Consider the following 24,075-nt stretch of genomic DNA (forward strand, 5'->3'; position numbering starts at 1 on the left):
GTTTTATATACACAATTTTATTTTCGGCCTGCTGCAGCTGAACCTGAAATATTAACACCAACTTGTCCAGGTTGAACCTGCGCTTTGACGCCCCCTCCTGTTTGAACACCATGAGAACCAACTCCAACATTGGTTGAACCTGTTGCTTCAACAGAAACACAGCCAATCATGCTGATGACCATTAGACTTAACACAGAGACTAGAGCAAATTGCTTCATATTTTTTCCTTTACTATTTTCTATGTGCACTTTTGTTGCACATCCTCATCATTACGATTTTAAGTATGAGTGTATAGACCGGATTGGATTTATTTATTGTCAGTTTGGCAAATTTCGCAGTTTGATAAAACGCTAAATCACCACAACAAAAAACTAGAATCAAGCCAATGATTCTAGTTTTTTCAATTTACTCAGTACCTCTAACACAGCATATATAGCAGTATATGATTCGATCGATCTATTGGCATCAATGTGATGATCTATTGTGTTTAAAGGTCATGATAAATTACTGCGCTGAAGCCTCAGCATCTACTGCGCCAGATACATCTGCCGATGCACCGCTATGATCAACGCCCATAGATGTATCCGCTTGAATACCAACGCCACCTTGAACACCCGTTGGACTTGCACTTGTTTGCGCTGAACCTGATGCCTCTAGACCACCTTGAGTTGAGCAACCTACTGCCGTTAATGCAACACCAGATACCACCATAGAAATCAATGCTAACTTTTTCATTACGTATTTCCTTTCATTATGACAAAAAGCAAAGTTGTCTTTGCGTTGCCTATGATTCACAATTTTTTTCTAGAACGTGATGAGGATTAGTTGCAGTTTGTTATTTATGCAGGATGTTTTTGCAATTTTTATTAAATCAGTTCACTTTATTATTCACGCTCTAATACTTTTAAATGTTCACCACAAATCACCAATAATTTAATTACTTAATCAATTTGGGTGCATTTTGAATAACCCAATAATATGATCAGCTTATGTTTTTATAATTCATAGAAACACCGCACAATCCTCTCATAAGCTTACAATTGCGTAATTCTGATTAAAAATAAATGTAGCGCAAATAAAAAAAGCCGTGGAAAACCACGACTTTTTTGATCTTGAGCACTAGATTAAGGCCACTGCATTTCACCTTTAACTACTTTAGCTCCTAACTCAAGGCTACTTGACTCACCTAAAGCTGGATATTGTTTTTGCATCATTTGAATTAACTCAGCCGAATTTTTGCTGGCTTTCACTGCTTTTTCATATTGCTTTAGATAATCGATTGAAAAATTAACTGCGTCTAAACCTTCAGCAGCACCCGCTTTCATATGTGCAGGCACAACCACTTGAGGATTTAATGCCTTAATATTTTCTAAAGTTTGTACGACTTCATTACGATCTTTCGTATTGGGTGTATCCGCCATCCATAAATGAATACCTGACGAGACAGGAATCCCACCAACAACAGCTTTAGCACTTGGAATCCACAAATAAGTCAGTTCCTTTTTACCCTTGATTTCGATATTTTCATTTTCGAATTTTAAAGTTTTAGCCGTATAAGGCTGCGGAACAATAATTTTGCTCGGCGCATTGGCTCCCATCTTTGGTCCCCAATACGCTACTTTTAGTGCTTGTGTATCTTGAATATGCTTTACCGTTTCTGGTGTCGCAACAATCTGAACATTTGGAAAATATTGCTTAAAGACATCTAAACCAAAGTAAAAATCTGGATCACCATAACTCACGAAAATCGTTTTTAAGGTTTTACCGCTATCCAGAATGTCTGCAGCAATTCGTAAAGCTTCTGATTTAGAAAATTGCGCATTGACCAATAACACTTCTTTATCACCTTCGATCAAGGTTGAAGTCACGCCAAAGTGTTCAGGTTTTGCTAAGAAATTTTGGATTTTTAAGTCTTGCGCAAAGCTTGTTGAAGTTACAGCAAATGCTGTCAATGCCAATGCATAAGGTTTAAGGTTCATTTATATGTCTCCTATCTGATAAGACACACTTTACGTTGCAATTATTGCCAAATAAACACCCTAAATTAAGATAAAATGTTGCATATCTTGCAACAATGATCATTAATATGGATACATTAAAAGCCATCCAAGTGTTTGTCTGTATTGCTCATCAAGGTAATCTCAGCAAAGCGGCGCAACATTTAAATTATTCTAAAGCCATGGTGTCTCGTTATTTAGAGCATCTTGAAGCCACATTTTCAACGCGACTTTTTCAACGTAATACGCGTAAAGTTTCACTGACCCCTGCGGGCGAAAAAGCGCTGCTTTATTGTGAAAATATCCTACAGCAACAACAGTTACTTGAAGGTTTGGCTGCACCCGAACAGCATAGTGGCACGATTCGTTTTACTTGTGGTCTATTTCTATTTCAGCTCGGTGTGAATGAATGCATTAAACAGTTTAAAAAACGCTACCCCCATATTCATTTTGATGTATATCTTACTGAAAATACAATTGATCTGATGGATGCTCAGGTTGACCTTGCTTTGCGAATTACCCAAAAAGTGGCAGAGGGTTTAATTGCTCGTCCCGTCTGTCAAATTGAGTCTATCTTTTGTGCGCATCCACATTATTTACAAGATCACACGCCCCTGTCACACCCAAGCCAATTGATTCAACATGACTGTATTGCTCATCATACTCATAATCAATACTGGACTCTGTTTGATACAGATCAGCAACCGCAGAACTATCCTTTAAATGTTACGTTTAAAAGCAATGATGTGATTGCACTCTATCAAATGTGTCTCAAAGCAGAAGGAATTGCCATGCTTCCGACCTTGCTTGTACGCCAAGATATTGCTCAACAACGCTTGCAACAGGTATTTACAGATTTTTCTGCACCCGATCTCACCTTGTCGTTAGTCTATGCATCAAGACAACATTTGCCCAAAATCACCCAAGAATTTATTGCTTTTGTCATCGAAAACTTAAATTTTTACTTAAATCAGCAAAATTAAAAGATTTAAATTCACCTGAACGCTTGAATTTTGTCGCCTTGCCCATACCTCATCCGTATCAATGAATGACCAAGATGTGGCAGTTCAGGTTTAACCCGATGAGCATTCACGCCAAAAGGACTGTACATGTTTGAGAACTTTTTTAAACGGAGATCATCAATGGCTAATGAGCACAATGAGCAAGCTCAAGACATTCAAAATGAGCAACAAGCTGAACAAACTCAAGCTGAAGGTGTAGAGCAAGCTAACGAGCTTAGCGTTGAAGATTTACAAGCGCACATCACCCAACTTGAAGAAAGCTTGAAACTCGAAAAAGCACGTACGGCCAATGCGGTTTACGAGGCACAAAAGAGTGTTGAACGTATTCAACGTGAATCTGAAAAGCACAAAGATACTGTGCTGGAAAAGTTCGCCAAAGAATTATTGGATTCTGTCGATAATCTCGAACGTGCAATTCAAGCCGCTGGCGCAGAAGAAACACCTGTGCTTGAAGGTGTCAAACTAACGTTGAAATCACTTCTCACTACACTTGAAAAATTTGGGGTGGTAGAAGCAGATACACAAAATGGTTTTAATGCGGATCTACACCAAGCTGTAGGTATCGATCCAAATGCCAAAGCAAATGAAATCGGTACAGTTTTACAGAAAGGTTATACCTTAAATGGTCGCCTACTTCGCCCAGCAATGGTGATGGTGGGTCAATAACCCTCTGGAGCAAAGCCTTTATTTGCTCAAAAATGCAAAATTTTGAGAGTTTTTTGATTTTTTTTCACAAAAATGCTTGAAAAAAACCGATTAACTCTCATATCGAATAACAAGAAAATCCCCTTTTGACTCTCCCCTTTATTACTGGAGAAATCGGGGATTCACAAAATTTTAGAGGAACATCCCAAATGGCAAAAATTATTGGTATTGACTTAGGTACTACCAACTCATGTGTTGCTGTACTCGAAGGCGATAAAGTAAAAGTAATCGAAAACGCTGAAGGTGCACGTACCACTCCATCGATCATTGCATATAAAGATGGTGAAATCTTAGTTGGTCAAAGTGCAAAACGTCAGGCTGTAACCAACCCGAAAAACACATTATTCGCAATCAAGCGTTTAATCGGTCGTCGTTACGAAGATCAAGCGGTACAAAAAGATATCGGTCTTGTACCTTACAAAATCATCAAAGCAGACAATGGCGATGCTTGGGTTGAAGTAAACGACAAAAAATTAGCGCCTCAACAGATCTCTGCGGAAATCTTGAAAAAGATGAAGAAAACTGCAGAAGACTATTTAGGTGAAACAGTTACTGAAGCAGTGATTACAGTTCCTGCTTACTTTAACGATGCTCAACGTCAAGCAACTAAAGATGCGGGTAAAATTGCAGGTCTTGATGTTAAACGTATCATTAACGAACCAACTGCTGCGGCACTTGCGTTCGGTATGGACAAAAAAGAAGGCGACCGTAAAGTTGCAGTTTACGACTTAGGTGGTGGTACATTCGACGTATCAATCATTGAAATTGCAGACCTTGATGGCGACCAACAAATCGAAGTGTTATCAACTAATGGTGATACTTTCCTTGGTGGTGAAGACTTTGATAACGCGTTAATTGAATTCTTGGTTGAAGAATTTAAGAAAGAACAAAGTGTGAACTTGAAAAATGATCCACTTGCGTTACAACGTTTGAAAGAAGCTGCTGAAAAAGCAAAAATCGAGCTTTCTTCATCAAATGCAACTGAAATCAACCTTCCATACATCACGGCTGATGCAACTGGTCCTAAACACTTAGTGATCAATGTAACGCGTGCAAAACTTGAAGGTTTAGTTGCTGATTTAGTTGCTCGTACAATCGAACCTTGCAAAATCGCGCTTAAAGATGCTGGTCTTTCGACTTCTGACATCTCTGACGTGATTTTGGTGGGCGGTCAGTCTCGTATGCCAATGGTTCAGCAAAAAGTACAAGAATTCTTTGGTAAAGAGCCACGTAAAGACGTGAACCCTGACGAAGCAGTTGCGATTGGTGCAGCGATTCAAGGTGCGGTGTTGTCTGGTGACAAAACTGACGTACTTTTATTAGACGTAACACCGTTAACTTTAGGTATCGAAACAATGGGCGGCGTATTAACTCCGATCATTGAGAAGAACACCACGATTCCTGCGAAGAAATCACAAGTGTTCTCTACTGCTGCTGACAACCAGCCTGCTGTAGATATTTCTGTTTACCAAGGTGAACGTAAAATGGCTCAACAAAACAAATTGTTGGGTAACTTCCAATTAGGCGATATCCCACCTGCTCCACGTGGCGTACCGCAAATTGAAGTATCGTTCGACATCAACGCTGACGGTATCTTAAAAGTATCGGCTAAAGATAAGAGCACTGGTAAAGAGCAATCAATCCAGATCAAAGCAAACTCAGGTTTGTCTGATGCTGAAATCGAAGCAATGATTAAAGATGCTGAAGCGAATGCTGAAGAAGACCGTAAATTTGAAGAGTTAGCGAAAGCACGTAACGAAGCGGATGCTTTAGTATCTAGCTCTAACAAAGCAGTTAAAGATCTAGGTGACAAAGTGACTGAAGATGAAAAAACTGCAATCGCTACTGCGGTTTCTGAGCTTGAAGCAGCAACTAAAGAAAATGATGTTGAAGACATCAAAGCGAAAACTGAAGCTTTACAAAACATCTTGATGCCAATCACTCAACGTGCTTATGAACAAGCACAAGGTGCTGGCGGCGCAGAAGGTTTTGATCCAAATGCATTCCAAGGTGGTGATGCTGGTCAACAACAAAAAGCGGACGATGGCGTTGTAGATGCTGAGTTCACAGAAGTAAAAGATGACAAAAAATAATTTGTCTCTTTAAAAAAGACCGCGCGAAAGCGCGGTTTTTTTTGCATTAAATTTTTATATCCATACTTAAATTCAAATTAGTTTTAGCTACAGTAGAGGCGGCATGGAAGCCGCCCTGTTGGGCTGCGGTAACATGGATGTACTGTCAGCCCAACAAATGGTTTTGCCTACTTTGTCCAAAAACAAAGTAGGATCTTGCCTACGCAAAACATTTAAACTTTACACAAAATTTGAGGCTGTGACTTTCATAAATGAATTAAATCTTATTTATAGAAAGTAACTATTAAGTAGATTTAGATTGATCGAAATACAGTTCACCCAAAATCGGTATAAACAAAGGTACTACTCCACAAGCCTTAATTTCGCCTAAAAACTCAGGGATATTCACATCAGGTAATAACTGGGGTGGTTGATCAATTGGCGTTACCATCGTATCCCAATGGCATGGAATAATATATTTTGGCTTGAGTAGTCTTACGACATCCTTAACATAGTTTGGACGATATTTACGCCCAATGGCACATAAGCAAACAATATCTGCCTGCCTACCCTGCAATTCTTGTTCAATAAAGTCAGCTGAATCAATGTGTACAACGCGAAGATGCCCCGTATTAATCCACCAATTAAATACCTGCCCATGCCGTAGGTGATGAAATTTCGGTGGATAAGGTGGCGGTGTGGTCATATCACCTGGTAATGGCACCCGACCAAACAATGCTTTGCCATGAATCGAAGGCAACCCAACAACTTGCCATTTACCACATTCAACAATTTCCCGCCCTTTTGTTTCAAGCATTTGCTGTTCAGACAAACCTGCCGATCGCCCATACATAAACTCGCTTGAGAACCAATTAATCGTGCCCCTGTTTGTTTACATACTTCAGGCGCATCCAAAATATGATCATAATGTGCATGTCCTATCAGTACATCATCTGCGTGAGGAATATATTGCTGAACCAATATTGGATCGCTGAGCAAAGGTTGAGTCAGTGTATGCCATAGCGTGGGACGACTAATAAAAGGATCAAGTACGACTGTACGATTTCGATCCGAAAGGATAAAACCCGCTGTACCTAAATATTTAATGGTTAAATTCTCAGTATTTGCTAAGGCCGGTGACGTCGCAGACCATGCTATGTCAGGAGTTTTGAGTAAATATTTCAGCATTTTTATTCCTTAATCTTTTTATTTATCTATCTTATATAAGGCATTAAAACAAAATCTGCCGTTTAATCATATCATTTCCCGATACTCGCTATTTTTGTTATAGTCTGATCTGCAAGCACGATTAATAAACTCAATTGAGCGCCGTATTTCAGAAGAAACTAAAATGATTCGTCTGTTGATTTTTTCAGGATTACTCTTCCTTATCTTATGGTCTGGTTATCAAAGCCATCAGCACCCGCAGCTTAAATTTAATTCTCTGCTTGATCGCATAACACATCCTTTTGATACGCGTCTTCGTTATCGTATCGCTGAAGTTGATCCTCGTTTTAAACTTAGCCTAGAACAAGTACAAGAAATCAGCCATCAAGCAGCTCAAATTTGGAAAGATGGAACAGGTAAAGATTACTTTGTATATGATCCAAATGCGCAACTGGCCATTCATTTAATTTACGATCAACGACAAATTGAAAGCGAACAACGACGTGCCCATTTAAGCCAATTAGAATTTAATCAACAACAGTGGCGTGATAAAAAAAAGCAATTGGATCATATTGAACAAGAACTAGTTGAGACGAAACAATCTTTAAGCTTAAAACGTCAACAACTAGATCAGCAAATCCAACAATATAATCAAGAGAAAAAAAATGCACATTTCAACTCAATGACTGGTGCCTATCAACAACATCTACAGCAAAAACAACAAAACTTACAATACAACGTCGATGCATTAAAACAAGAAATCACCAACTTTAATCAAAAAATCAATAACTTAAATCAAAAAGTAGATGAACTAAATGCGCTTGACCAGCAATTACATGATGCTGTGAAAGAATATAAACAACGCTTTCAGCCTCATTTATTTCATAAAGGTTTATTTAATGGTAAGCAAATTATTATCTATGAATTTGAATCCAAAGATGATTTACGTTTAACGCTAGCCCATGAATTCGGTCATGCTTTAGGATTACAGCATACTGATGATCCCAAAGCATTGATGCATCCGATTTTGAAAGAACAGAACTTTACTGACTTTCACCTAACCCAGACAGATCGTGATCTATTGATGGCTAGGTAGACAGCATAAAATCTCGGACTTAACACTGTCGTAAAACTTCAGCTGCTTTTGAAGCGTTAATATAAGCAAATAAGTAACTCACAGCTAAAACAGCCAGCGACCTTTAATGTCATAAATCAACAATTTTGCAGTTAAAGAGCAAAATATTTTCAGTTTATAATTTTTTTTACAAAAGATAACAAATGAGCATTTTTTAGCTACTTTGCGCTTAAAATTCTGCTCTTTAACATTAATGGACTGATATTTATAAATTTATGTGCAAATAGAAAGCCAAATTCTTGATTTTATATTTTGCCTATTATTCGATCAATTATTATATTTACTCAAATAAAATCACATTTTTTATTTTATTTATTAATTAGATAGCTTTTTGACCTATTTACAAAATTATCCAAAAATAAGTTTTATTTGGGGGATAAAGGTCATGCGAAATTTAACTACCGCACTGAATATCATTGCATGTTTATGCATGGGGATTCCGCACCTTGGCCATGCCCAAAATACGTCACATAGCACCCATAAACATGACCATAAAGCTATTCAAACGCCTATATTTTATCGTATCGCAGAGGTTGATCCCCGCTTTAATTTAAGTATGCAGCAAGTGATTCAACTTACCCAACAAGCTGCGGATATTTGGCACCAAGAAACGGGTAAACAGCATTTTATTTATGACCCTGAAGCGAGTTTCAGCATTCATTTGATTTATGATGAGCGACAACAACAAAGCAGTCATCGTCTGCAAAGCCTCGATCAAATTCATCAACAGCAGCAACGATGGGAGCATCAAAATCAACAGTTGCAACAAGCTAGAGCAGAGCTTGAAAAAAATAATGCATTGCTGGCCATCAAGCAGAATCAACTACAAGCCCAATTTCAGCAATATAATGCAGATGTAAAACACTTCAACCAACAGCGCTCTTCATCTAAATCCTTAGCAGATCAATTGGCACAACGTCAGCAAGCATTACATCAACAATCCAAAGCTTTACAACAAGAGGTGAATCTACACAATCTAAAAGCTCAACAACTCAACCAAGAAATTAAAAAATTAAATGATAATAATCAGCTACTTGTATCATCAGCACAGCGATTCAATCAGGTATTCAAACCGCGTCTATTCCATAAAGGAAATTTTAATGGCAAACAAATCACGATTTACGAGTTTAGTTCAACCGATGATCTTCGTTTAACATTGGCACATGAATTTGGGCATGCCTTAGGCTTGCCACATACCGATGATCCGACTTCACTCATGTATCCTGTTATACAACAACAAAATTTACAACGCTTTGCACTAACACAAAGTGATAAAGCCCTAGTTAAAGCCATGTACTAATCTCAAATAAACCGTAAAGTTACAGTTGTTTTTGATTATTTTTTGATCAAACAGTTTTTTATATTAAATGAAATAGGAAATAATTTTTAGAAATTGACTGGCATAGCACGATCTAAAATTTTAACGATTTATCCCTATTTAAATCTCAGATCATAAAAAATAAATCTCTGTTATCGGGCTATTTTTGATTAATCCATCACCAAAATTGACTATAAATTATATTTAATAGATTAATTTTTATACACTTGTATCTTTATTTATTTTCAATGATTTTTTATTAAATCAATCAATTTAAATACCTTTCCCCAAATTGACTAATCATGAAAGCTGATTAAAATACATCCTTTTTCTTGTTTTATTTCTCCTGTTATGCGTTTGCTCCCTCTCCTATTGGCAACATGTATGTTCATGTTTGGCCATACAACCTCTTTTGCTCAAATTTCCTCGGTACAGAATTCTACGCCCATAAAATATGGTACTGGTCATCCACTCCGTTATCGTATTGCTGATTTTGATCCTCGCTTGAATATCACGCAACAGCAAATGATTGAAATCAGCAAACAAGCAGCCGCGATTTGGGAAAAAGATACGGGTCAAAACTATTTCGTTTATGATCCAAATGCTGAATTTTCGATTCATTTGGTGATGGATCAACGCCAGATCCGCAGCATGAAACGTTCGGAAAATTTACATCAACTGGAACAGCAACAACAGATTTGGTTAAATGAAAACCAACAACTACAAGAGCTTAAAAGACAAATTGCTATTTCGACGGCACATCTGGAATCATTAAAACATGAACATCAAATAGAAACGCCAATCTATCAACAAAGCGTAGAACAACATCAACGACTCACCCAACAGTTTGATCTGCAAACTCAAAAGTCGAAACAACTTTATCAGCAACTGACGCAAGCCATCGAGCAATTTAATCAAACGTTTGCTCCACAAGTTTTACACAAGGGACAATTTCAAGGAAAACAAATCTTTATTTATGAGTTTTCTTCAATTGATGACCTACGCCTCACCTTGGCACATGAATTCGGACATGCTTTAGGTCTGAAACATACTCAAGATCCACAATCTTTGATGTATCCGAGAATCAAAGTACAAGATGCAAAAGACTTTAGGTTAACTGACACAGATTTAGCGCTATTAGGCTTGTCTCACTGAAGATAAATCGATTAAGCTGATGTTTTTATGAGATAACAAGAATGGGTCGATTGTTTTGATTTATTCATGTTATTGTGGTGTGAAAGCATCATTTTAATCTAAATGGAGATCAGCATGAGTTATTATCATATCCTCATTGAAGTGAACGACCACATCAGTACGATTGAGCAGACTCGTGATATCGAAATCCTAAATATTGAAGATATTAGCCCCTTTCTTCATTCGATTTTGATTCCTTATTTCAACGAACAAATTGTTGAATTAGAAGATGAAAATGTGCCTTATGACGAGATTTTACATTTGGAAGTGAAACAAACCTTGCTTCCAATTGAACATTTAATCGAAGAAGAACAAAAACAACTGCCAAGTGATACTGATGTCACAATTACGGCTTATGAAATTTTTAATGATCGGGATCTAAGCCAAGATGTTACGGCGGTTATTTTTGATATTTTAGAAGCCGTCAAATTAGACGCTGCGCCATAAAAAAAGGTCTGCACTTGGCAGACCTTTTCACATGATTAGCTTATTGCATCATTTTACGCGCTTGCTCTTGGCGGAAAGCACGTAAAATTTGCTGCCCTGCGCGTCCTGTTGGATTGAATCCCAAACGAGTTTGCTCTTGACGAATGGCTTGGCGACTTTTATCACCAATCAAACCATCCACTGCACCAATGTCATGACCACGCTGAATCAAAAATTGTTGAATTTCACGGCGTTCTGCTCTTGATGTTCCCGCATCATCTGTAGGCCATGCCGTTAAAAATGGTGTTCCACCACGCAGACGATCAGACAAATGTGCGATTGCCAAACCATAGCTTTCAGCAGCGTTATAGCTATATATCGCATCAAAATTTCTAAACACTAAAAATAATGGGCCATTCGCACCTGCGGGTGAAATCAAACCTGCTTGAGTACTTCCTGTCAAATTCCCTTGGATCAAAGCTGTTCCATCTGCACGTGTTACACCCTGTGCGATCCAATTATTAAGTGATTTTTTATTGCGGCGACTTTCGCCAGAAATCGACATACCTTGTGGAATTTTCACTTCAAAACCCCAAGGCATACCTGTTTGCCATCCAGCACGTTTTAAAAAGTTTGCTGTCGAAGCCAAAGCATCTGGGATACTCGATACGAGATCACGGCGACCATCACCGTCAAAATCTACGGCTAAACGTTCATAAGTAGATGGCATAAATTGCGTGTGACCAAATGCTCCTGCCCAAGAACCATAAAGTTGATCTTGAGTCACATCACCTCGTTGCAAAATACGCATGGTGGCAAAAAATTCACCACGGAAATAACTTTGACGACGACCTTCACAGCTCAATGTACCTAATGCCTGTAATAAAGGATATCGACCAGAAATATCACCATAGTTACTTTCGACACCCCAAACTGCAACCACCGTTTCAGCAGGCACGCCGTAAGCTTGTTCTACACGTCTAAGCACATCACGATGTTGCGCAAGTTTTTGTTGCCCTGCTTGTACACGCTCATTATCAACCAAGCCTGATAAATAATCCCAAATCGGTGTAGAAAACTCTGGCTGATAATTCAAACGATCAATCACTGAATAATCCGCACTTAGATTTTGGGTATAACGATCAAAACTTGCAGCCGAAACACCAGATGCAATTGCTTGAGATCGTAAACCTGCTATACAGCTTTGAAAATCACGTGTTGGACTAAATGTACTGGTATTGCTTACCACTGGCGTCGTCGTCGTGGTTGAAACTTTTGCGCCATTGATAATCAACTCAGCATGAGCATTATAAGATAAGGTCAATAAGGCAGTGCCTAGAAAAAGAGGAAAACGGTGCATGATGTCTAAACCATATTTTTAAATTTAAATTTCAGGATTAACATAACACGATCATTGACGTTACAACGTTTGAAATCGTAATTTTTGAATTCATAATTGAGTTTTAAATTTAAAACATAAGATTTAAATTCAAAAGTATCATTTCTTTTAAATTTAAAAATAGATAACACCTATATTTTGAATTCAAAAGCAGCTGTATGGCTTATACCATCATTTGAATTCAAAAATAGCAACCACTTATGAATTCATTTCACACCATACATTTATAAAAATAAAGAAATAGACTTAATTCCTATTGTTTTAGATCAAATAGATATCCACAAACCACAACTTTAAATTCAAAACTCAACCTCCTTCAAACTTTTAAATTTAAAACGCTTTGATTTTTTGAATTTAAAATAACACACGCACCCAAATCAAAGTTTTAAATTCAAAACAAACAGACAATATTTAAATTCAAAGTTTAAAGAAAAGTTATCCACACCCACTTTTTGATATATCTTTTATTTTATGAATTTAAAGTAATAAAAAAAGCGATCCGAAGATCGCTTTTGATGTTCTGTGGATAAGTTAGATGGTCATCTCATCTGTTAATGCCAATGGTACAGGTAAAATTTGAGCAAGTTGACGACACAATGACGTTAACTCATCACGATTATTCGGCATCAATGTAATATGCCCTAACTTACGACCTTCACGTTCAGATTTATTATATAGATGCAAATGTGCACCTTTGAGCGCTAAAACATCCTCAGATTTTGGATGTTGCCCAATGATATTTACCATGACTGTCGGACGCACCACATCAGTTGCACCGAGTGGCAAGCCTGCAACTGCACGAATATGGTTTTCAAATTGCGAGCAAATTGAGCCTTCAATCGACCAGTGACCTGAGTTGTGTACGCGACATGCCATTTCATTGGCATATAAACCTTGTTCTGTCACAAACAATTCAAGCGTCAATACACCCACATAATTGAGATGATTCAACAGGCGTGTGATGTAGTCTTGTGCAACAGGTTGTAAATCGGTGCTATTTGGCGCAGGAACAATCGAGTGCGACAAAATACCATTGTGATGGTGGTTTTCTGCCAATGCCCATGTTTTGACATCACCATCTTGACCACGTACCGCAATAATGGATACTTCACGACTGAATTTCACAAAACTTTCAGCGATTAAGCTTTTCGCAGGTCCAAGCTCAGCCCAAGCGGTATCAATCTGATCTTCTGAACGTAGAACAAATTGACCTTTACCATCGTAGCCACCAGTTACGGTTTTTAAAACGATTGGCAAACCTAGATCAGTTACTGCTTGTTTTAAGCTGTCTAAGCTATCTACTGCACGATACGGCGCAACAGGAATACCTAATTCATCAAATAAGGATTTTTCAGCCAAACGATTCTGCGCTGTTGCTAAAGCAAGGCGAGGAGGGTGTAAAGTTTTGGTTTGTGTCAAGACGTCCACATCCGCAACAGGCGTATTTTCAAATTCAAGGCTAAATACATCTGCACTGGCAATAAAATCCTGCAAGGCATGCTCATTTTTACTTGAAAAGACTGGACCTAAAATCGCCGCTGGGCAATCCGTTTCTGCTTCAAAAAAGCTACATTGAATATTCAGTGGCAGAGCTGCTTGCGCCATCATGCGTCCAAGTTGTCCGCCACCAAAAATACCGATGGTTTTATTCATTTATATGACTCTACTTGCTCAGACAAAGTCTTCGCCTTGCATTCGGGCAAAGCGTTGCTTTGCTTATCCTCATTCATGACCAGGGATATTTTTGCTCGACACTTTCTCAGTTTGCGCAGTACGGAAATCCGCAACATTTTTTGCGATCTCAGGACGTGTTAAACCCAGAATTTGCGCTGCCATGATGGCTGCATTGGTTGCACCCGCTTGACCAATCGCCAATGTACCTACTGCAATACCTGCAGGCATTTGTACAATCGAAAGTAATGAATCTACACCATTTAAAATCGAAGATTTAACAGGTACACCCAGCACAGGCAAATCAGTTTTTGCTGCACACATTCCTGGTAAATGTGCCGCACCACCAGCACCTGCAATAATCACTTGGATACCACGATCACGTGCTGTTTCAGCATATTCAAATAAACGATCTGGTGTACGGTGCGCAGAAACCACTTCAGCTTCAAAAGGCACACCCAATTGTTTGAGCATGTTAGCGGTATGTTCAAGTGTTGCCCAATCTGATTGAGAACCCATGATAATCCCGACTAAAGGTTGGCTATCTGTTGCGACCGCATTCATTGGCTTTTCCAAAACTTGATAAAAAAAGAGGGCAGTGTCTCGACTTACGCCAAACACAAAGGAATAAATTGGCAGATATTATAGCGGTTTTTTCAAGCATCCCCAACTACAGAACGCTTGAACTGATCGCAGAAAAATTAGCTGTGATTGCGGAAAACAAAATAGACGCAGCCCAATAAACAGAGCATCGCCCAAACATAATCTAACTTAAAAGGCTGTTTAAACATAAATAGTAAAAATGGGACAAACACCAGCAAGGTCACCACTTCCTGAGTAATTTTCATTTGCCCCAGACCCCAGCCATGTTGACTCAATAGTTTGGTCGCTGGAATCATAAAACTGTATTCGAGTAGGGCAATACACCAACTCAATAAAATTGCTTGCCAAATCGGCGCATCATGTAAATATTTCAAATGACCATACCATGCCAAGGTCATAAAACAATTGGAAATCACCAATAAACACAGCGCTAAAAGAGTAGGGCTCAATTGTATTTACTCTAAAAATTTTGCAATAATTTTATATTAAAATCAGTTCCTGGATAAGGTTTCAAAAACTTAAGGATGCTATGAAAAAATTATTTTTAACGACTATTTTGTGCTTCTCAATCAGTATAAGTCATTCAGTAGAATTAGATCTCGACAATCAAAATGAGGCGCTATCAGATTTAGCAGACATGTTTTATAGTGAAAAAAATGATCCTGTATATCAGTTTGAGACTTTAAACCCTAAAAAACTAGACTATTCTATTGAAAGCTTAAAACTGATTGATACTTATTTATCTGATTTAAGAAAGACCAATTTAGATCAAACCTCAGATGATCAAAGATTTAAGACGATTTTACGCGCAGGGGCTTATGTCGGGGAAGTAATAAGAAAAAATGATAAAAATAGAAAGTGGTATTGGGTCGACTATGAGACAGCAAAAGAAATAAATCCTGATTTTTTTAAAGAAAAAGCCCATTCAATTGAACTTGCCGCTGTACTTACGGATGGTGAAAGTTTTATATTCCCATTGAATAAAGTTGTTAAATTTATGCAAAACGGTGAAGAGGATAGTGTCTATTTTTTTGCAACGGTAACGCTGAAATCTTAACATTTCTGGCTTTAATTTTAAGTAAACAACAACGAATTTTGACTATCTTTTCCATAACAGCCTTGCTATCTTTTCAAGCAAATTTTTAATTGCATTACACACGTTTATTACGTGATTGAATAAGAGAGAAGCACGATGCATCTGCATATTTTGGGTATTTGTGGCACTTTTATGGGGTCTTTGGCTCTATTAGCACGAGATTTAGGACATAAAGTCACAGGTTCAGATGCCAATGTTTATCCACCGATGTCGACGCAACTCGAAAATGCAGGTATTGAGTTGATGCAAGGCTATGACCGTAGCCATTTACAACCACATCCTGATCTTGTCATCGTTGGCAACGCCATGAAACGTGGCATTGATGCGATTGAATATATGCTGAATGAAGGTCTTCCTTATATTTCTGGTCCACAATTCTTAGCTGATCATGTATTACAAGGCAAACATGTATTAGGTGTTGCAGGTACACATGGTAAAACCACTACTACGACTATGCTGGCTTGGGTACTCGATCAGGCAGGTTTAAACCCTGGCTTCTTGATCGGCGGCGTACCACTTGGTTTTAGCGAAAGCGCTCGCTTAGGTGGCGGGAAATACTTCTGTGTGGAAGCTGATGAATATGATTCAGCCTTTTTCGACAAACGTTCTAAGTTCGTTCACTACCATCCAAAGACCGCGATTTTAAATAATCTTGAATTTGATCATGCCGACATTTTTGATGACCTTGCTGCGATTCAAAAACAGTTCCATCATTTAGTGCGTACCATTCCAAGTGAAGGTCGTATTATTGCTCCAATTACTGAGACCAATATTGATGAAGTCTTAGAACAAGGCTGCTGGACACCTGTGGTTCGTACCAGTCTTGAGCCAAATGACCAAGCCGCTTTATCTGCTGAACTGATCAGTGCCGATGGCAGCCATTTTAAAGTTCTTGAAAATGGCAAAGTGATCGGGGAAGTGAAATGGAGCATGACTGGACAGCATAGCGTTGCCAATGCTTTGGCAACCATTGCTGCTGCACAACATGTCGGTGTCAGCATTGAACAAGCCTGTGAAGCATTATCTAACTTCGGTGGTGTGAAACGCCGTATGGAGCTTTTAGGTACAGTCCGTGGGATCGAAGTCTATGATGACTTTGCCCACCATCCAACAGCAATTGAAACGACTTTGGACGGTGCACGTAAACGCCTAGGCGAACGTAAATTATGGGCAATCATTGAACCGCGCTCAAATACTATGCGTATGGGCAGCCACAAAGATGGTTTAGCACATTCTGCGCGTTTGGCCGATGAAGTGATTTGGTATCAACCAGAAGGTTTAGATTGGGATTTACAACCTGTGATTGCAGCTTCATCAAACAAAGCTGAAGTGAGTCGTTCTTTGGATGAGATCATTGCCCGTGTGGTCAATGAAGCAGGTGAGGGCGATGCAGTGGTGATCATGTCCAATGGTGGTTTTGGTGGTTTACACCAAAAATTGATTACGGCTTTGTCTTAATAAAGATGAACTTTGCACGGCCTCGTGTATAAAGAAAGAACAAATGACTTTTGTATAGGCATTTATTACTTTGACGGGGCAAAGTAACCAAACCCCTTTGTTTGGCAGAGGGTACATCCATGTGACCCCTGCCAAACAGGCGGCATCCATGCCGCCGTCACAATAGTAAATATCAGCAAAAAATTAATTTAATCTGATTTCGACAAGAAAGATGATACGAGTAAACGTCATCCACAACCTGAGCTAACCAAAGCGCTTAAAGCTTTGGACTAGCGCAAGACAAACAAAGTGCGTAGTTTATTGCTCAAGCCGAGCTTTTACCTTGCGGTACGGCAAAGATTATTAATCTTTGCTATTCGTACCTCAGGTTTTGCCTACTTTTCCCGAAAGACTTACGAAGCTTTACACGCTTCTCAGGTCGAGCCTGAACGAAGTTGAAATATATTTCAACTGAAGTGCAAGACGTAGTGGCTTAGCTTGAAATTAAAATGAGATCTCCATAAGACTCAGCAATAACCATCCAAATCAACTCAGTTTATTCACCAATTTTAACGGCAAAATCTTCATTGCAATACCCATTGGCAACCACGGCCACTGCGGTACATATGCCTTCACAGGCTCTTTCTCAATCGCTTTCACCAACGCCTGACTACCCGTTTTCTCATCCACTTCAAACGGCAATTTTTTTGCACCCTCATTCAATTCAGTGCGAATATAACCGGGGAAAATCGTCGAAACCTTAATTGGCGTATCTAACAACTCCGCTCGAATCCCCTCAGCCAAATGTGCCACTGCTGCTTTACTGGCTGCATAGGTCGACAAATGCTTCGGTAAACCACGCATTGCACTCATTGAGGAGATCACCACCAAATGCCCTTTATTTTGTGCCCTAAAAATTTCTACTGCTGCTTCACATTGTGCCAATGCTGAAATAAAGTTGGTTTCCGCTGTGGCACGGTTCACCTCAAAATGTCCTTTCCCAATACGGCGACCTTCGCCCACACCTGCATTAACAATAATTCGATCAATACTGCCAAACTCTTGCTGAAAAGCTTTAAAAACCGTAAAGACGTCATTGTAATGAGTCACATCAAGGGTTTTGATTTTGACCTGAATTGCAAACTGGCTTTGCAATTCTTGCTGTAAGGCTTCCAAACGCTCTAAACGACGTGCACACAGTGCTAGATTGTAGCCTTTAGCCGCAAATTCGCGTGCCATCCCAGCGCCTAAACCTGAACTTGCACCTGTAATTAAAATCGTCTTTGTCATTTCCTTCACCTATTCTTATTTAAATCCATGTTAAAAGTTCTGCATCATGCGCTTTTAAATAATGATGCTCATTAAAACTCAGTAATTGCAAACACTCATCAGTCCAACGTAGCGTGGTGATACTGGCATTGGCGATTGACCAATTCAGGGCAAAAATCTGTTTGGCGTTCAAACCTAATACCTTGCCGACTGCTACAGAAATCACGCCACCCGAACTAAACACCACCGCCTGACGTTGTTGTGTGACGTCAATGTACTGACATAACGTCTGTAGGGCACCTTCGACCCGTGATTGAAAACCTAACCATGTTTCATGATATTCGTGGTCATACTGCTCTCCAATCCAGCGATCTATCGCACCATCAAAGATGTTGGCTAGATAGGCACGTGGGTTCGCAACTTGTGCAATATCCTGTTTGAGTAATTCAGGATGATTAAAGCGCGCATCGTATTTGGCAAACACTTGTTGATGGTCAAATTCATTCCAAGCCGACTCGGTTTGAATCGATACATCTGCAAAACCTTGCGCTAAAGCGAGCTGCGCCGTTTGCTGATGGCGTTGCATTGAACCTGCAAGTACTAAAGGCTGATTTTTTAAGGTATGTTTAAAAAAATTACCCACTACTTGTGCCTGTTGCTCGCCTTTTGCAGAGAGCAGGTCATAGCTATCAGCACCAAATGAAGCCTGCCCATGTCGCACCAAATAAATTGTGCTCATCCTTTTAAAATATCCTTTAGCTTTGCGCCATATTCAGGAATTAACTGCTGTGCTTCAGCATTGTTCAGTGCAATTAATTTGAGTGCCCGAATATGTAAGGCATGAATCATGATCCAAAAATCCTTAAAGGCTGGGTTATCCGTTTGTTGATGGTAATAGCGATAATAGATCTGCTGGGCAATCACGGCTAAACGGAACAAACCGAACACTTCATAAAAGGCCCAATTGTCAGGTTTCAGCCCAGTTTTCTCTAAGTAGTAGTCCACGACTTGTTGACGTGTCAGCATGCCTTTTAGATTGGTTGGTTGACGGCGGCTAGATTTCATCAAAGCATCGTCATCCTCTTGAATCCAATAGGCGAGAGCACTGCCTAAATCCATGAGCGGATCACCCAATGTCGCCATTTCCCAGTCAAGTACGCCAATCACTGTAGTTGGTTGTTGTGGATCTAAAATGACATTATCAAAACGCCAATCATTGTGAATTACGCAGGTCTTAGCATCCGTTGGAATATGTTGCTTTAGCCATTCCCGCACAAAGCTAAAATCAGGTACATTCGGTGTAAGCGCCTTGCTATAACGGCCATCCCAACCTTCCACTTGACGACGACAATAGCCTTCACCTTTGCCTAGCTTTTCAAGTTCTGTGCCTTGATACGGCACTTGATGCAATTCGATCAACTTATCGAGTACATTTAAACAAAGTTGCCGAACTTGTTGCTCATCGAGTTGTAATTCTTTGGGTAAATTAGCTCGTGGAATGATGCCCTCAATCCGCTGCATCACATAGAAATCACAGCCAATCACACTGTCATCCTGACACAATGCAACCATTTCAGGTAGGACAGGGTAGAACGGTGCAAGATGCTTCTGCACATTGTATTCACGCGCCATATCATGTGCTGACTTAGCTTTGGTTCCCTTTGGCGGACGACGTAAAATTAAATCGGTATTTTCATATTGAATACGATACGTCCAATTTGATGCTCCCCCAGAATATTGGGTCACTTGTGCTTGACCTTCGAGCACGATACCTTGTTTTTTTAACCATGTTTCAACAGCGGAAATATCGAGTTCTTCGCCATGACGAACCTGACCACCCACATCAATTACTGTCATTTTTATATCCTTATCCGCGACCATAACCACGTTTTTTCAGTTCTAATTTAGCAATCATGCCCTTATGCACTTCATCAGGTCCATCGGCTAAACGTAAACTTCGTGCCTGATTAAAAAATGCAGTCAATGGCGTATCACGAGATACTCCTTCACCACCATGAATTTGAATCGCCATATCGACTACGTTCTGCAATACGGTTGGTGCAACGACCTTGATTGCAGAAATTTCAGTGAGGGCTGCCATATTGCCTAAGGTATCCATCTTATAAGCGGCATAAAGGGTTAATAAACGGGCTTGATCAATTTGCACACGTGCTTCAGCAACACGTTCTAAATTTCCACCGAGTTTAAGAATTTCTTTACCAAAGGCTTTACGCGACATGCCACGATCAATCATCAGCTCTAACGCTTTTTCTGCTGCACCGATACAACGCATACAGTGGTGAATCCGCCCAGGTCCTAAACGACCTTGAGCAATTTCAAAACCTTGCCCTGCGCCACCAATAAAATTACTAACAGGTACACGTACATTGTCAAAACTGACCTGTCCATGTCCATGCGGTGCATCATAATCGCCAAAGACAGGCAACATCCGTTCAATGGTCACACCTTGGATATCAATCGGCACCAGAACCATCGAATGCTGATGGTGACGGTCTTTGCTTGAATCAGGGGTGTAGGCCATAAAAATGATCACTTTAGCATTCGGATCACCCAAGCCAGATGACCACCATTTACGACCATTCAGAACAATTTCATCACCCTCAATCACCGCCGTAGCTTGCATATTAGTGGCATCACTCGACGCAACCGCAGGTTCAGTCATGCAGAATACAGAACGTATTTCCCCAGCAAGTAAGGGCTGCAACCATTGTTGTTTTTGTTCCTGACTGCCATAGCGCCATAACACCTCCATATTGCCAGTATCAGGCGCATTACAGTTAAATACCGTTGGTGCAAGGAGGCTACGTCCTGTCAACTCAGCAATATGCGCATATTCTTGAACCGATAAACCTGCACCGAGTTCCGCATCTGGCAAGAACATATTCCATAAGCCTGCTGCTTTGGCCTTGCTTTTTAATTGTTCGAGTTGGGCTGGCCATTGCCATTTGGTCCAGTCGCCATCGACATTGAGATGATGGACCTCATCCCAAAAGGCTTTTTCAATCGGTTCTATTTCTTGTTGAATAAAGGTTTGCGTTCTTGCAATAAAATCCTGCGCGCGTTCAGATAATGCAAACATCATTATTTCCCTCAAGGTAAATATTTAACGAAACTTGATTCGCTGCTTTACATCACCTTAAGCGAAAACTTATTATGAATGAAATGATTTTATTTTATTTAAAACTATGAACCAGATTCATAATATAAACCCGCTCGAAGTCGGACAATTCCACCGTATAGATATTAATTTATACCCACTTTTTATTGCGATCTTTGAACAAAAAAGCATTTCTAAAGCTGCTCAATTACTCTGTATTAGCCAATCTGCCGTTAGTCATGCCTTACAACGTTTACGTACACAGTTGAATGACGAATTATTTGTACGAAGTGGACAAAAGATGCTTCCAACGCCTTATGCAGAGCAAATTTATCATCCAATCCAAGAGGCGTTATTGACGATTCAACAGATTGCTGTGCCACAGCAAGAGTTTGTTCCGAGCATGCTACAAAGTATTAAGATTGCGATTCACGATGAAATTGAACCGATTATTTTTCCTCGATTGGTACATCACTTTGCACAGTTAAATCTCGATATTCAATTTCTTAGCTCCAAACTCGATCGTAAAAATATGCTGGCGGACTTATCTGCCCAGCAGATCGATTTTGTGATTGATCTAGTACAACCTCATCAAGCACATCTACAGTTTGAACAACTCATCCAAGATCATTTTGTGGTGTGCACCCAACAAAGTAAAATGGATCTAGCAACCTACTTATCCTCTCCACATATTGGGGTATCTTCTCGTCGCACTGGGGTTTTATTGGAAGATATTTATTTGAATCGCCAACAATTATCTCGACAAGTTTTTCTGCGTTGCCAGCATTACGCAACCGCACTACAAGTCTTGGCACAATACCCAAATGCGATATTAACCATTCCACAAAGTATTCTGAATCATCTGCATTATGCGGAAACATTACAGATTCATGCCTTACCTATCGAATTACCAAAAATCACGATGGGGATGTATTGGCATGACCACGTCAAACAAAACCCTCGCCATCAATTTTTACGGCATGAAATTCTAAACATTTTTAATGCGAAACCATGAAGCATCCATTTGCAGATTTACTCAAATTATGTAATGCTACGCGCAGATTTGGATGGCATCATCCATACCGTATTTGTTGACAAGGGGAGTAGCCTCCTCCAAACCTGAGTGTTGCAATTAAAACTCAGGTGTCAGAGCTCCGTCATTACACTTTGCAAAAAGTCGGACTCTGAGCATCATCTCTCATGGTGATGTAGGCAAGACCTTGATCATGTTGAAACAGATGTTTTTTTAATTCATCTGGCAACTGGTCAAGGTTTTTTTATGTCCATTTGCCAGATAGGGAGTAGTGATGGAAACTATCGGCAATTTATGGCTATACCTTGCCTTTTTTGGCATTGTGTCGGTGATGTTAATCATCGACTTTTTAGGTTTTAAACAGAAGCAAAACCAAAATGTTCCTTTTAAACAAGCTGCTTATTGGAGTATTGCTTGGGTCACTGTCGCCATACTGTTTGGTGGTGCATTGTGGCTGTATCTCCAGCAAACAGTTGGGGTGAACATTGCCAATCAAAAAACCATGGAATACTTCGCAGGCTATCTGCTCGAAAAATCCTTAGCAATCGATAATGTCTTCGTTTGGCTCATGATCTTTGCTGCTTTCACGATTCCACCTGCTTTACAACGCAAAATCTTGCTCTATGGAGTTCTCGGCGCAATTGTACTTAGAACCATCTTTATCTTTATTGGCGCTTGGTTCGTTCAAGAGTTTTCATGGATTCTTTATATCTTTGGTGCTTTCCTCGTTTACACCGGCTTTAAATTTCTTAAAGGGCAGGAGGAAGAAAGCAATATCGAAGACAATGCTTTACTCAAATGGTTACGTAAACACCTACGCATTACACCTCAACTAGAAGGCAATAAATTCTTCGTCCGCCGAAATGGACTTTTGTGGGCAACGCCGTTATTTTTAGTATTAGTACTGGTCGAAGCTTCTGATGTCATTTTTGCTGTGGACTCGATACCTGCGATTTTTGCTGTAACGACTGACCCATTCATCGTTTTAACTGCAAACTTAATGGCAATTTTAGGCTTGCGTGCGATGTTCTTCTTACTCGCTGGCGCAGCAACCAAAATGCATTATTTACCTTATGGCTTAGGTATTATTTTATTGTTTATCGGTACGAAAATGTTGTTGTTGGATGTGTTCCACATGCCGATCTGGATCTCACTCGGCTTTATCATCTTGGTATTGAGTATTACGGCGTATCTATCGTTACGTCACAATAAACATCAAGCGGAATAATTAAAAAGCATATCAAATGGGTCTTCAATGAAGGCCCTTTTTTCTATTCAGGTATTGTGTAATTTGTTATTGGATCAACCCATTGTAATTTAGGCCATTGCTGCAACCATTTTTTAGAATTTACACGCTGCTTAAAAGTTTCATAACTTACTAATGCAGATTTTGGTCGCTTAATTTAGGCGAAT

Annotated in this window: 22 protein-coding genes and 2 pseudogenes; 11 read left to right on the forward strand and 13 right to left on the reverse strand. The window is 39.5% G+C overall.

Features of this window, described 5'->3' with window-relative positions; translation table 11 throughout:
• Positions 1-17: 17 nt before the first annotated feature.
• From DS737_RS15810 to DS737_RS15820, 3 genes are all read right to left on the reverse strand, one after another.
• Positions 18-218, reverse strand: coding sequence for a hypothetical protein (locus DS737_RS15810; RefSeq protein ID WP_005086118.1), 201 nt, complete (start codon positions 216-218; stop codon positions 18-20).
• A gap of 286 nt (positions 219-504) precedes the next feature.
• On the reverse strand, positions 505-735 hold the full coding sequence (locus DS737_RS15815) for a hypothetical protein (protein ID WP_005086115.1): 231 nt from the start codon (positions 733-735) through the stop codon (positions 505-507).
• Between the two features lie 389 nt (positions 736-1,124).
• Complete coding sequence (locus tag DS737_RS15820) at positions 1,125-1,979, reverse strand: MBL fold metallo-hydrolase (protein WP_004637354.1); 855 nt, start codon at positions 1,977-1,979, stop codon at positions 1,125-1,127.
• Positions 1,980-2,086: 107 nt separating this feature from the next.
• Here DS737_RS15820 and DS737_RS15825 point away from each other — a divergent pair, with 107 nt between their 5' ends.
• The 3 genes from DS737_RS15825 (at position 2,087) to dnaK (ending at position 5,817) form a co-directional block, all read left to right on the forward strand.
• On the forward strand, positions 2,087-2,980 hold the full coding sequence (locus DS737_RS15825) for a LysR family transcriptional regulator (RefSeq protein WP_017394688.1): 894 nt from the start codon (positions 2,087-2,089) through the stop codon (positions 2,978-2,980).
• A gap of 159 nt (positions 2,981-3,139) precedes the next feature.
• The gene (gene grpE / locus DS737_RS15830) at positions 3,140-3,685 is read left to right on the forward strand and encodes a nucleotide exchange factor GrpE (protein ID WP_005091991.1); all 546 of its coding nucleotides are present in this window, start codon (positions 3,140-3,142) and stop codon (positions 3,683-3,685) included.
• 188 nt (positions 3,686-3,873) lie between these two features.
• Positions 3,874-5,817 carry a molecular chaperone DnaK gene (gene dnaK / locus DS737_RS15835; RefSeq protein ID WP_005086107.1) on the forward strand — a complete coding sequence of 648 codons (1,944 nt, stop codon included), beginning with the start codon at positions 3,874-3,876 and terminating at the stop codon, positions 5,815-5,817.
• A gap of 283 nt (positions 5,818-6,100) precedes the next feature.
• On the opposite strand, the pseudogene DS737_RS15840 reads toward dnaK, so the two are convergent.
• A pseudogene (locus DS737_RS15840) lies at positions 6,101-6,984 on the reverse strand (MBL fold metallo-hydrolase).
• Between the two features lie 163 nt (positions 6,985-7,147).
• Here DS737_RS15840 and DS737_RS15845 point away from each other — a divergent pair.
• The 4 genes from DS737_RS15845 (at position 7,148) to DS737_RS15860 (ending at position 11,057) form a co-directional block, all read left to right on the forward strand.
• On the forward strand, positions 7,148-8,059 hold the full coding sequence (locus DS737_RS15845; RefSeq protein WP_113997931.1) for a matrixin family metalloprotease: 912 nt from the start codon (positions 7,148-7,150) through the stop codon (positions 8,057-8,059).
• Positions 8,060-8,483: 424 nt separating this feature from the next.
• On the forward strand, positions 8,484-9,398 hold the full coding sequence (locus tag DS737_RS15850) for a matrixin family metalloprotease (protein WP_017395358.1): 915 nt from the start codon (positions 8,484-8,486) through the stop codon (positions 9,396-9,398).
• A 369-nt stretch (positions 9,399-9,767) separates the two neighbouring features.
• Entirely contained in the window at positions 9,768-10,571 is an 804-nt protein-coding gene (locus DS737_RS15855; RefSeq protein WP_113997932.1) for a matrixin family metalloprotease, read from the forward strand.
• Between the two features lie 102 nt (positions 10,572-10,673).
• Positions 10,674-11,057: a hypothetical protein gene (locus tag DS737_RS15860; RefSeq protein WP_004637339.1), complete on the forward strand. Its 384-nt coding sequence runs from the start codon at positions 10,674-10,676 to the stop codon at positions 11,055-11,057.
• Positions 11,058-11,097: 40 nt separating this feature from the next.
• Here the strand turns inward: DS737_RS15860 and DS737_RS15865 are convergent, their stop codons facing one another.
• The 4 genes from DS737_RS15865 to DS737_RS15880 all read right to left on the reverse strand — a co-directional run bounded on the left by DS737_RS15865 (position 11,098) and on the right by DS737_RS15880 (position 15,107).
• On the reverse strand, positions 11,098-12,396 hold the full coding sequence (locus DS737_RS15865; protein WP_113997933.1) for a lytic murein transglycosylase: 1,299 nt from the start codon (positions 12,394-12,396) through the stop codon (positions 11,098-11,100).
• Positions 12,397-12,966: 570 nt separating this feature from the next.
• Positions 12,967-14,088: a 5-(carboxyamino)imidazole ribonucleotide synthase gene (locus DS737_RS15870; RefSeq protein ID WP_005091979.1), complete on the reverse strand. Its 1,122-nt coding sequence runs from the start codon at positions 14,086-14,088 to the stop codon at positions 12,967-12,969.
• 69 nt (positions 14,089-14,157) lie between these two features.
• On the reverse strand, positions 14,158-14,670 hold the full coding sequence (gene purE, locus DS737_RS15875) for a 5-(carboxyamino)imidazole ribonucleotide mutase (protein WP_005086095.1): 513 nt from the start codon (positions 14,668-14,670) through the stop codon (positions 14,158-14,160).
• A 137-nt stretch (positions 14,671-14,807) separates the two neighbouring features.
• Complete coding sequence (locus tag DS737_RS15880; RefSeq protein ID WP_008942560.1) at positions 14,808-15,107, reverse strand: DMT family protein; 300 nt, start codon at positions 15,105-15,107, stop codon at positions 14,808-14,810.
• A 131-nt stretch (positions 15,108-15,238) separates the two neighbouring features.
• Here DS737_RS15880 and DS737_RS15885 point away from each other — a divergent pair, with 131 nt between their 5' ends.
• Together DS737_RS15885 and mpl are read left to right on the forward strand one after the other, a co-directional pair.
• Positions 15,239-15,766, forward strand: a complete 528-nt coding sequence (locus tag DS737_RS15885; RefSeq protein ID WP_113997934.1) for a hypothetical protein — start codon at positions 15,239-15,241, stop codon at positions 15,764-15,766.
• Between the two features lie 135 nt (positions 15,767-15,901).
• Complete coding sequence (gene mpl, locus DS737_RS15890; RefSeq protein WP_005086091.1) at positions 15,902-17,263, forward strand: UDP-N-acetylmuramate:L-alanyl-gamma-D-glutamyl-meso-diaminopimelate ligase; 1,362 nt, start codon at positions 15,902-15,904, stop codon at positions 17,261-17,263.
• Between the two features lie 525 nt (positions 17,264-17,788).
• On the opposite strand, the gene DS737_RS15900 is transcribed toward mpl, so the two are convergent.
• The 4 genes from DS737_RS15900 to DS737_RS15915 are packed head-to-tail and all read right to left on the reverse strand — an operon-like array spanning position 17,789 to position 21,611.
• Positions 17,789-18,532: an SDR family oxidoreductase gene (locus tag DS737_RS15900; RefSeq protein WP_005091975.1), complete on the reverse strand. Its 744-nt coding sequence runs from the start codon at positions 18,530-18,532 to the stop codon at positions 17,789-17,791.
• A gap of 19 nt (positions 18,533-18,551) precedes the next feature.
• Positions 18,552-19,250 (reverse strand): histidine phosphatase family protein, encoded by a 699-nt coding sequence (locus DS737_RS15905; protein WP_113997935.1) that lies wholly within the window; start codon positions 19,248-19,250, stop codon positions 18,552-18,554.
• On the reverse strand, positions 19,247-20,368 hold the full coding sequence (locus DS737_RS15910) for a phosphotransferase family protein (protein WP_113997936.1): 1,122 nt from the start codon (positions 20,366-20,368) through the stop codon (positions 19,247-19,249). Before DS737_RS15910 ends, DS737_RS15905 begins: the two co-directional genes overlap by 4 nt.
• Before the next feature lie 10 nt (positions 20,369-20,378).
• Positions 20,379-21,611, reverse strand: a complete 1,233-nt coding sequence (locus tag DS737_RS15915; protein WP_162784547.1) for an acyl-CoA dehydrogenase family protein — start codon at positions 21,609-21,611, stop codon at positions 20,379-20,381.
• Between the two features lie 106 nt (positions 21,612-21,717).
• Between DS737_RS15915 and DS737_RS15920 the strand changes: the two genes are divergently transcribed.
• Positions 21,718-22,644: a LysR family transcriptional regulator gene (locus DS737_RS15920; RefSeq protein ID WP_113997938.1), complete on the forward strand. Its 927-nt coding sequence runs from the start codon at positions 21,718-21,720 to the stop codon at positions 22,642-22,644.
• A gap of 292 nt (positions 22,645-22,936) precedes the next feature.
• Positions 22,937-23,890 carry a TerC family protein gene (locus tag DS737_RS15925; protein WP_113997939.1) on the forward strand — a complete coding sequence of 318 codons (954 nt, stop codon included), beginning with the start codon at positions 22,937-22,939 and terminating at the stop codon, positions 23,888-23,890.
• Between the two features lie 43 nt (positions 23,891-23,933).
• Here the strand turns inward: DS737_RS15925 and DS737_RS16415 are convergent.
• Positions 23,934-24,059, reverse strand: a pseudogene (locus DS737_RS16415) (nucleotidyltransferase family protein); the annotation flags it as partial.
• Between the last annotated feature and the right edge of the window lie 16 nt (positions 24,060-24,075).

The sequence above is a fragment of the Acinetobacter haemolyticus genome (assembly GCF_003323815.1).
Taxonomy (GTDB): domain Bacteria; phylum Pseudomonadota; class Gammaproteobacteria; order Pseudomonadales; family Moraxellaceae; genus Acinetobacter; species Acinetobacter haemolyticus.

Excerpts from the sequence above, each read along its gene's own strand:
- DS737_RS15885 (WP_113997934.1), top strand. The coding sequence starts at position 15,239 with ATGAAAAAATTATTTTTAACGACTATTTTGTGCTTCTCAATCAGTATA.
- DS737_RS15910 (WP_113997936.1), bottom strand. The coding sequence starts at position 20,368 with ATGACAGTAATTGATGTGGGTGGTCAGGTTCGTCATGGCGAAGAACTC.
- DS737_RS15820 (WP_004637354.1), bottom strand. The coding sequence starts at position 1,979 with ATGAACCTTAAACCTTATGCATTGGCATTGACAGCATTTGCTGTAACT.
- dnaK (WP_005086107.1), top strand. The coding sequence starts at position 3,874 with ATGGCAAAAATTATTGGTATTGACTTAGGTACTACCAACTCATGTGTT.
- DS737_RS15920 (WP_113997938.1), top strand. The coding sequence starts at position 21,718 with ATGAACCAGATTCATAATATAAACCCGCTCGAAGTCGGACAATTCCAC.
- grpE (WP_005091991.1), top strand. The coding sequence starts at position 3,140 with ATGGCTAATGAGCACAATGAGCAAGCTCAAGACATTCAAAATGAGCAA.
- DS737_RS15825 (WP_017394688.1), top strand. The coding sequence starts at position 2,087 with ATGGATACATTAAAAGCCATCCAAGTGTTTGTCTGTATTGCTCATCAA.
- mpl (WP_005086091.1), top strand. The coding sequence starts at position 15,902 with ATGCATCTGCATATTTTGGGTATTTGTGGCACTTTTATGGGGTCTTTG.
- DS737_RS15925 (WP_113997939.1), top strand. The coding sequence starts at position 22,937 with ATGGAAACTATCGGCAATTTATGGCTATACCTTGCCTTTTTTGGCATT.
- DS737_RS15870 (WP_005091979.1), bottom strand. The coding sequence starts at position 14,088 with ATGAATAAAACCATCGGTATTTTTGGTGGCGGACAACTTGGACGCATG.
- DS737_RS15865 (WP_113997933.1), bottom strand. The coding sequence starts at position 12,396 with ATGCACCGTTTTCCTCTTTTTCTAGGCACTGCCTTATTGACCTTATCT.
- DS737_RS15880 (WP_008942560.1), bottom strand. The coding sequence starts at position 15,107 with ATGACCTTGGCATGGTATGGTCATTTGAAATATTTACATGATGCGCCG.
- DS737_RS15810 (WP_005086118.1), bottom strand. The coding sequence starts at position 218 with ATGAAGCAATTTGCTCTAGTCTCTGTGTTAAGTCTAATGGTCATCAGC.
- DS737_RS15855 (WP_113997932.1), top strand. The coding sequence starts at position 9,768 with ATGCGTTTGCTCCCTCTCCTATTGGCAACATGTATGTTCATGTTTGGC.
- DS737_RS15850 (WP_017395358.1), top strand. The coding sequence starts at position 8,484 with ATGCGAAATTTAACTACCGCACTGAATATCATTGCATGTTTATGCATG.
- DS737_RS15915 (WP_162784547.1), bottom strand. The coding sequence starts at position 21,611 with ATGTTTGCATTATCTGAACGCGCGCAGGATTTTATTGCAAGAACGCAA.
- DS737_RS15815 (WP_005086115.1), bottom strand. The coding sequence starts at position 735 with ATGAAAAAGTTAGCATTGATTTCTATGGTGGTATCTGGTGTTGCATTA.
- DS737_RS15845 (WP_113997931.1), top strand. The coding sequence starts at position 7,148 with ATGATTCGTCTGTTGATTTTTTCAGGATTACTCTTCCTTATCTTATGG.
- DS737_RS15905 (WP_113997935.1), bottom strand. The coding sequence starts at position 19,250 with ATGAGCACAATTTATTTGGTGCGACATGGGCAGGCTTCATTTGGTGCT.
- DS737_RS15900 (WP_005091975.1), bottom strand. The coding sequence starts at position 18,532 with ATGACAAAGACGATTTTAATTACAGGTGCAAGTTCAGGTTTAGGCGCT.
- purE (WP_005086095.1), bottom strand. The coding sequence starts at position 14,670 with ATGAATGCGGTCGCAACAGATAGCCAACCTTTAGTCGGGATTATCATG.
- DS737_RS15860 (WP_004637339.1), top strand. The coding sequence starts at position 10,674 with ATGGAGATCAGCATGAGTTATTATCATATCCTCATTGAAGTGAACGAC.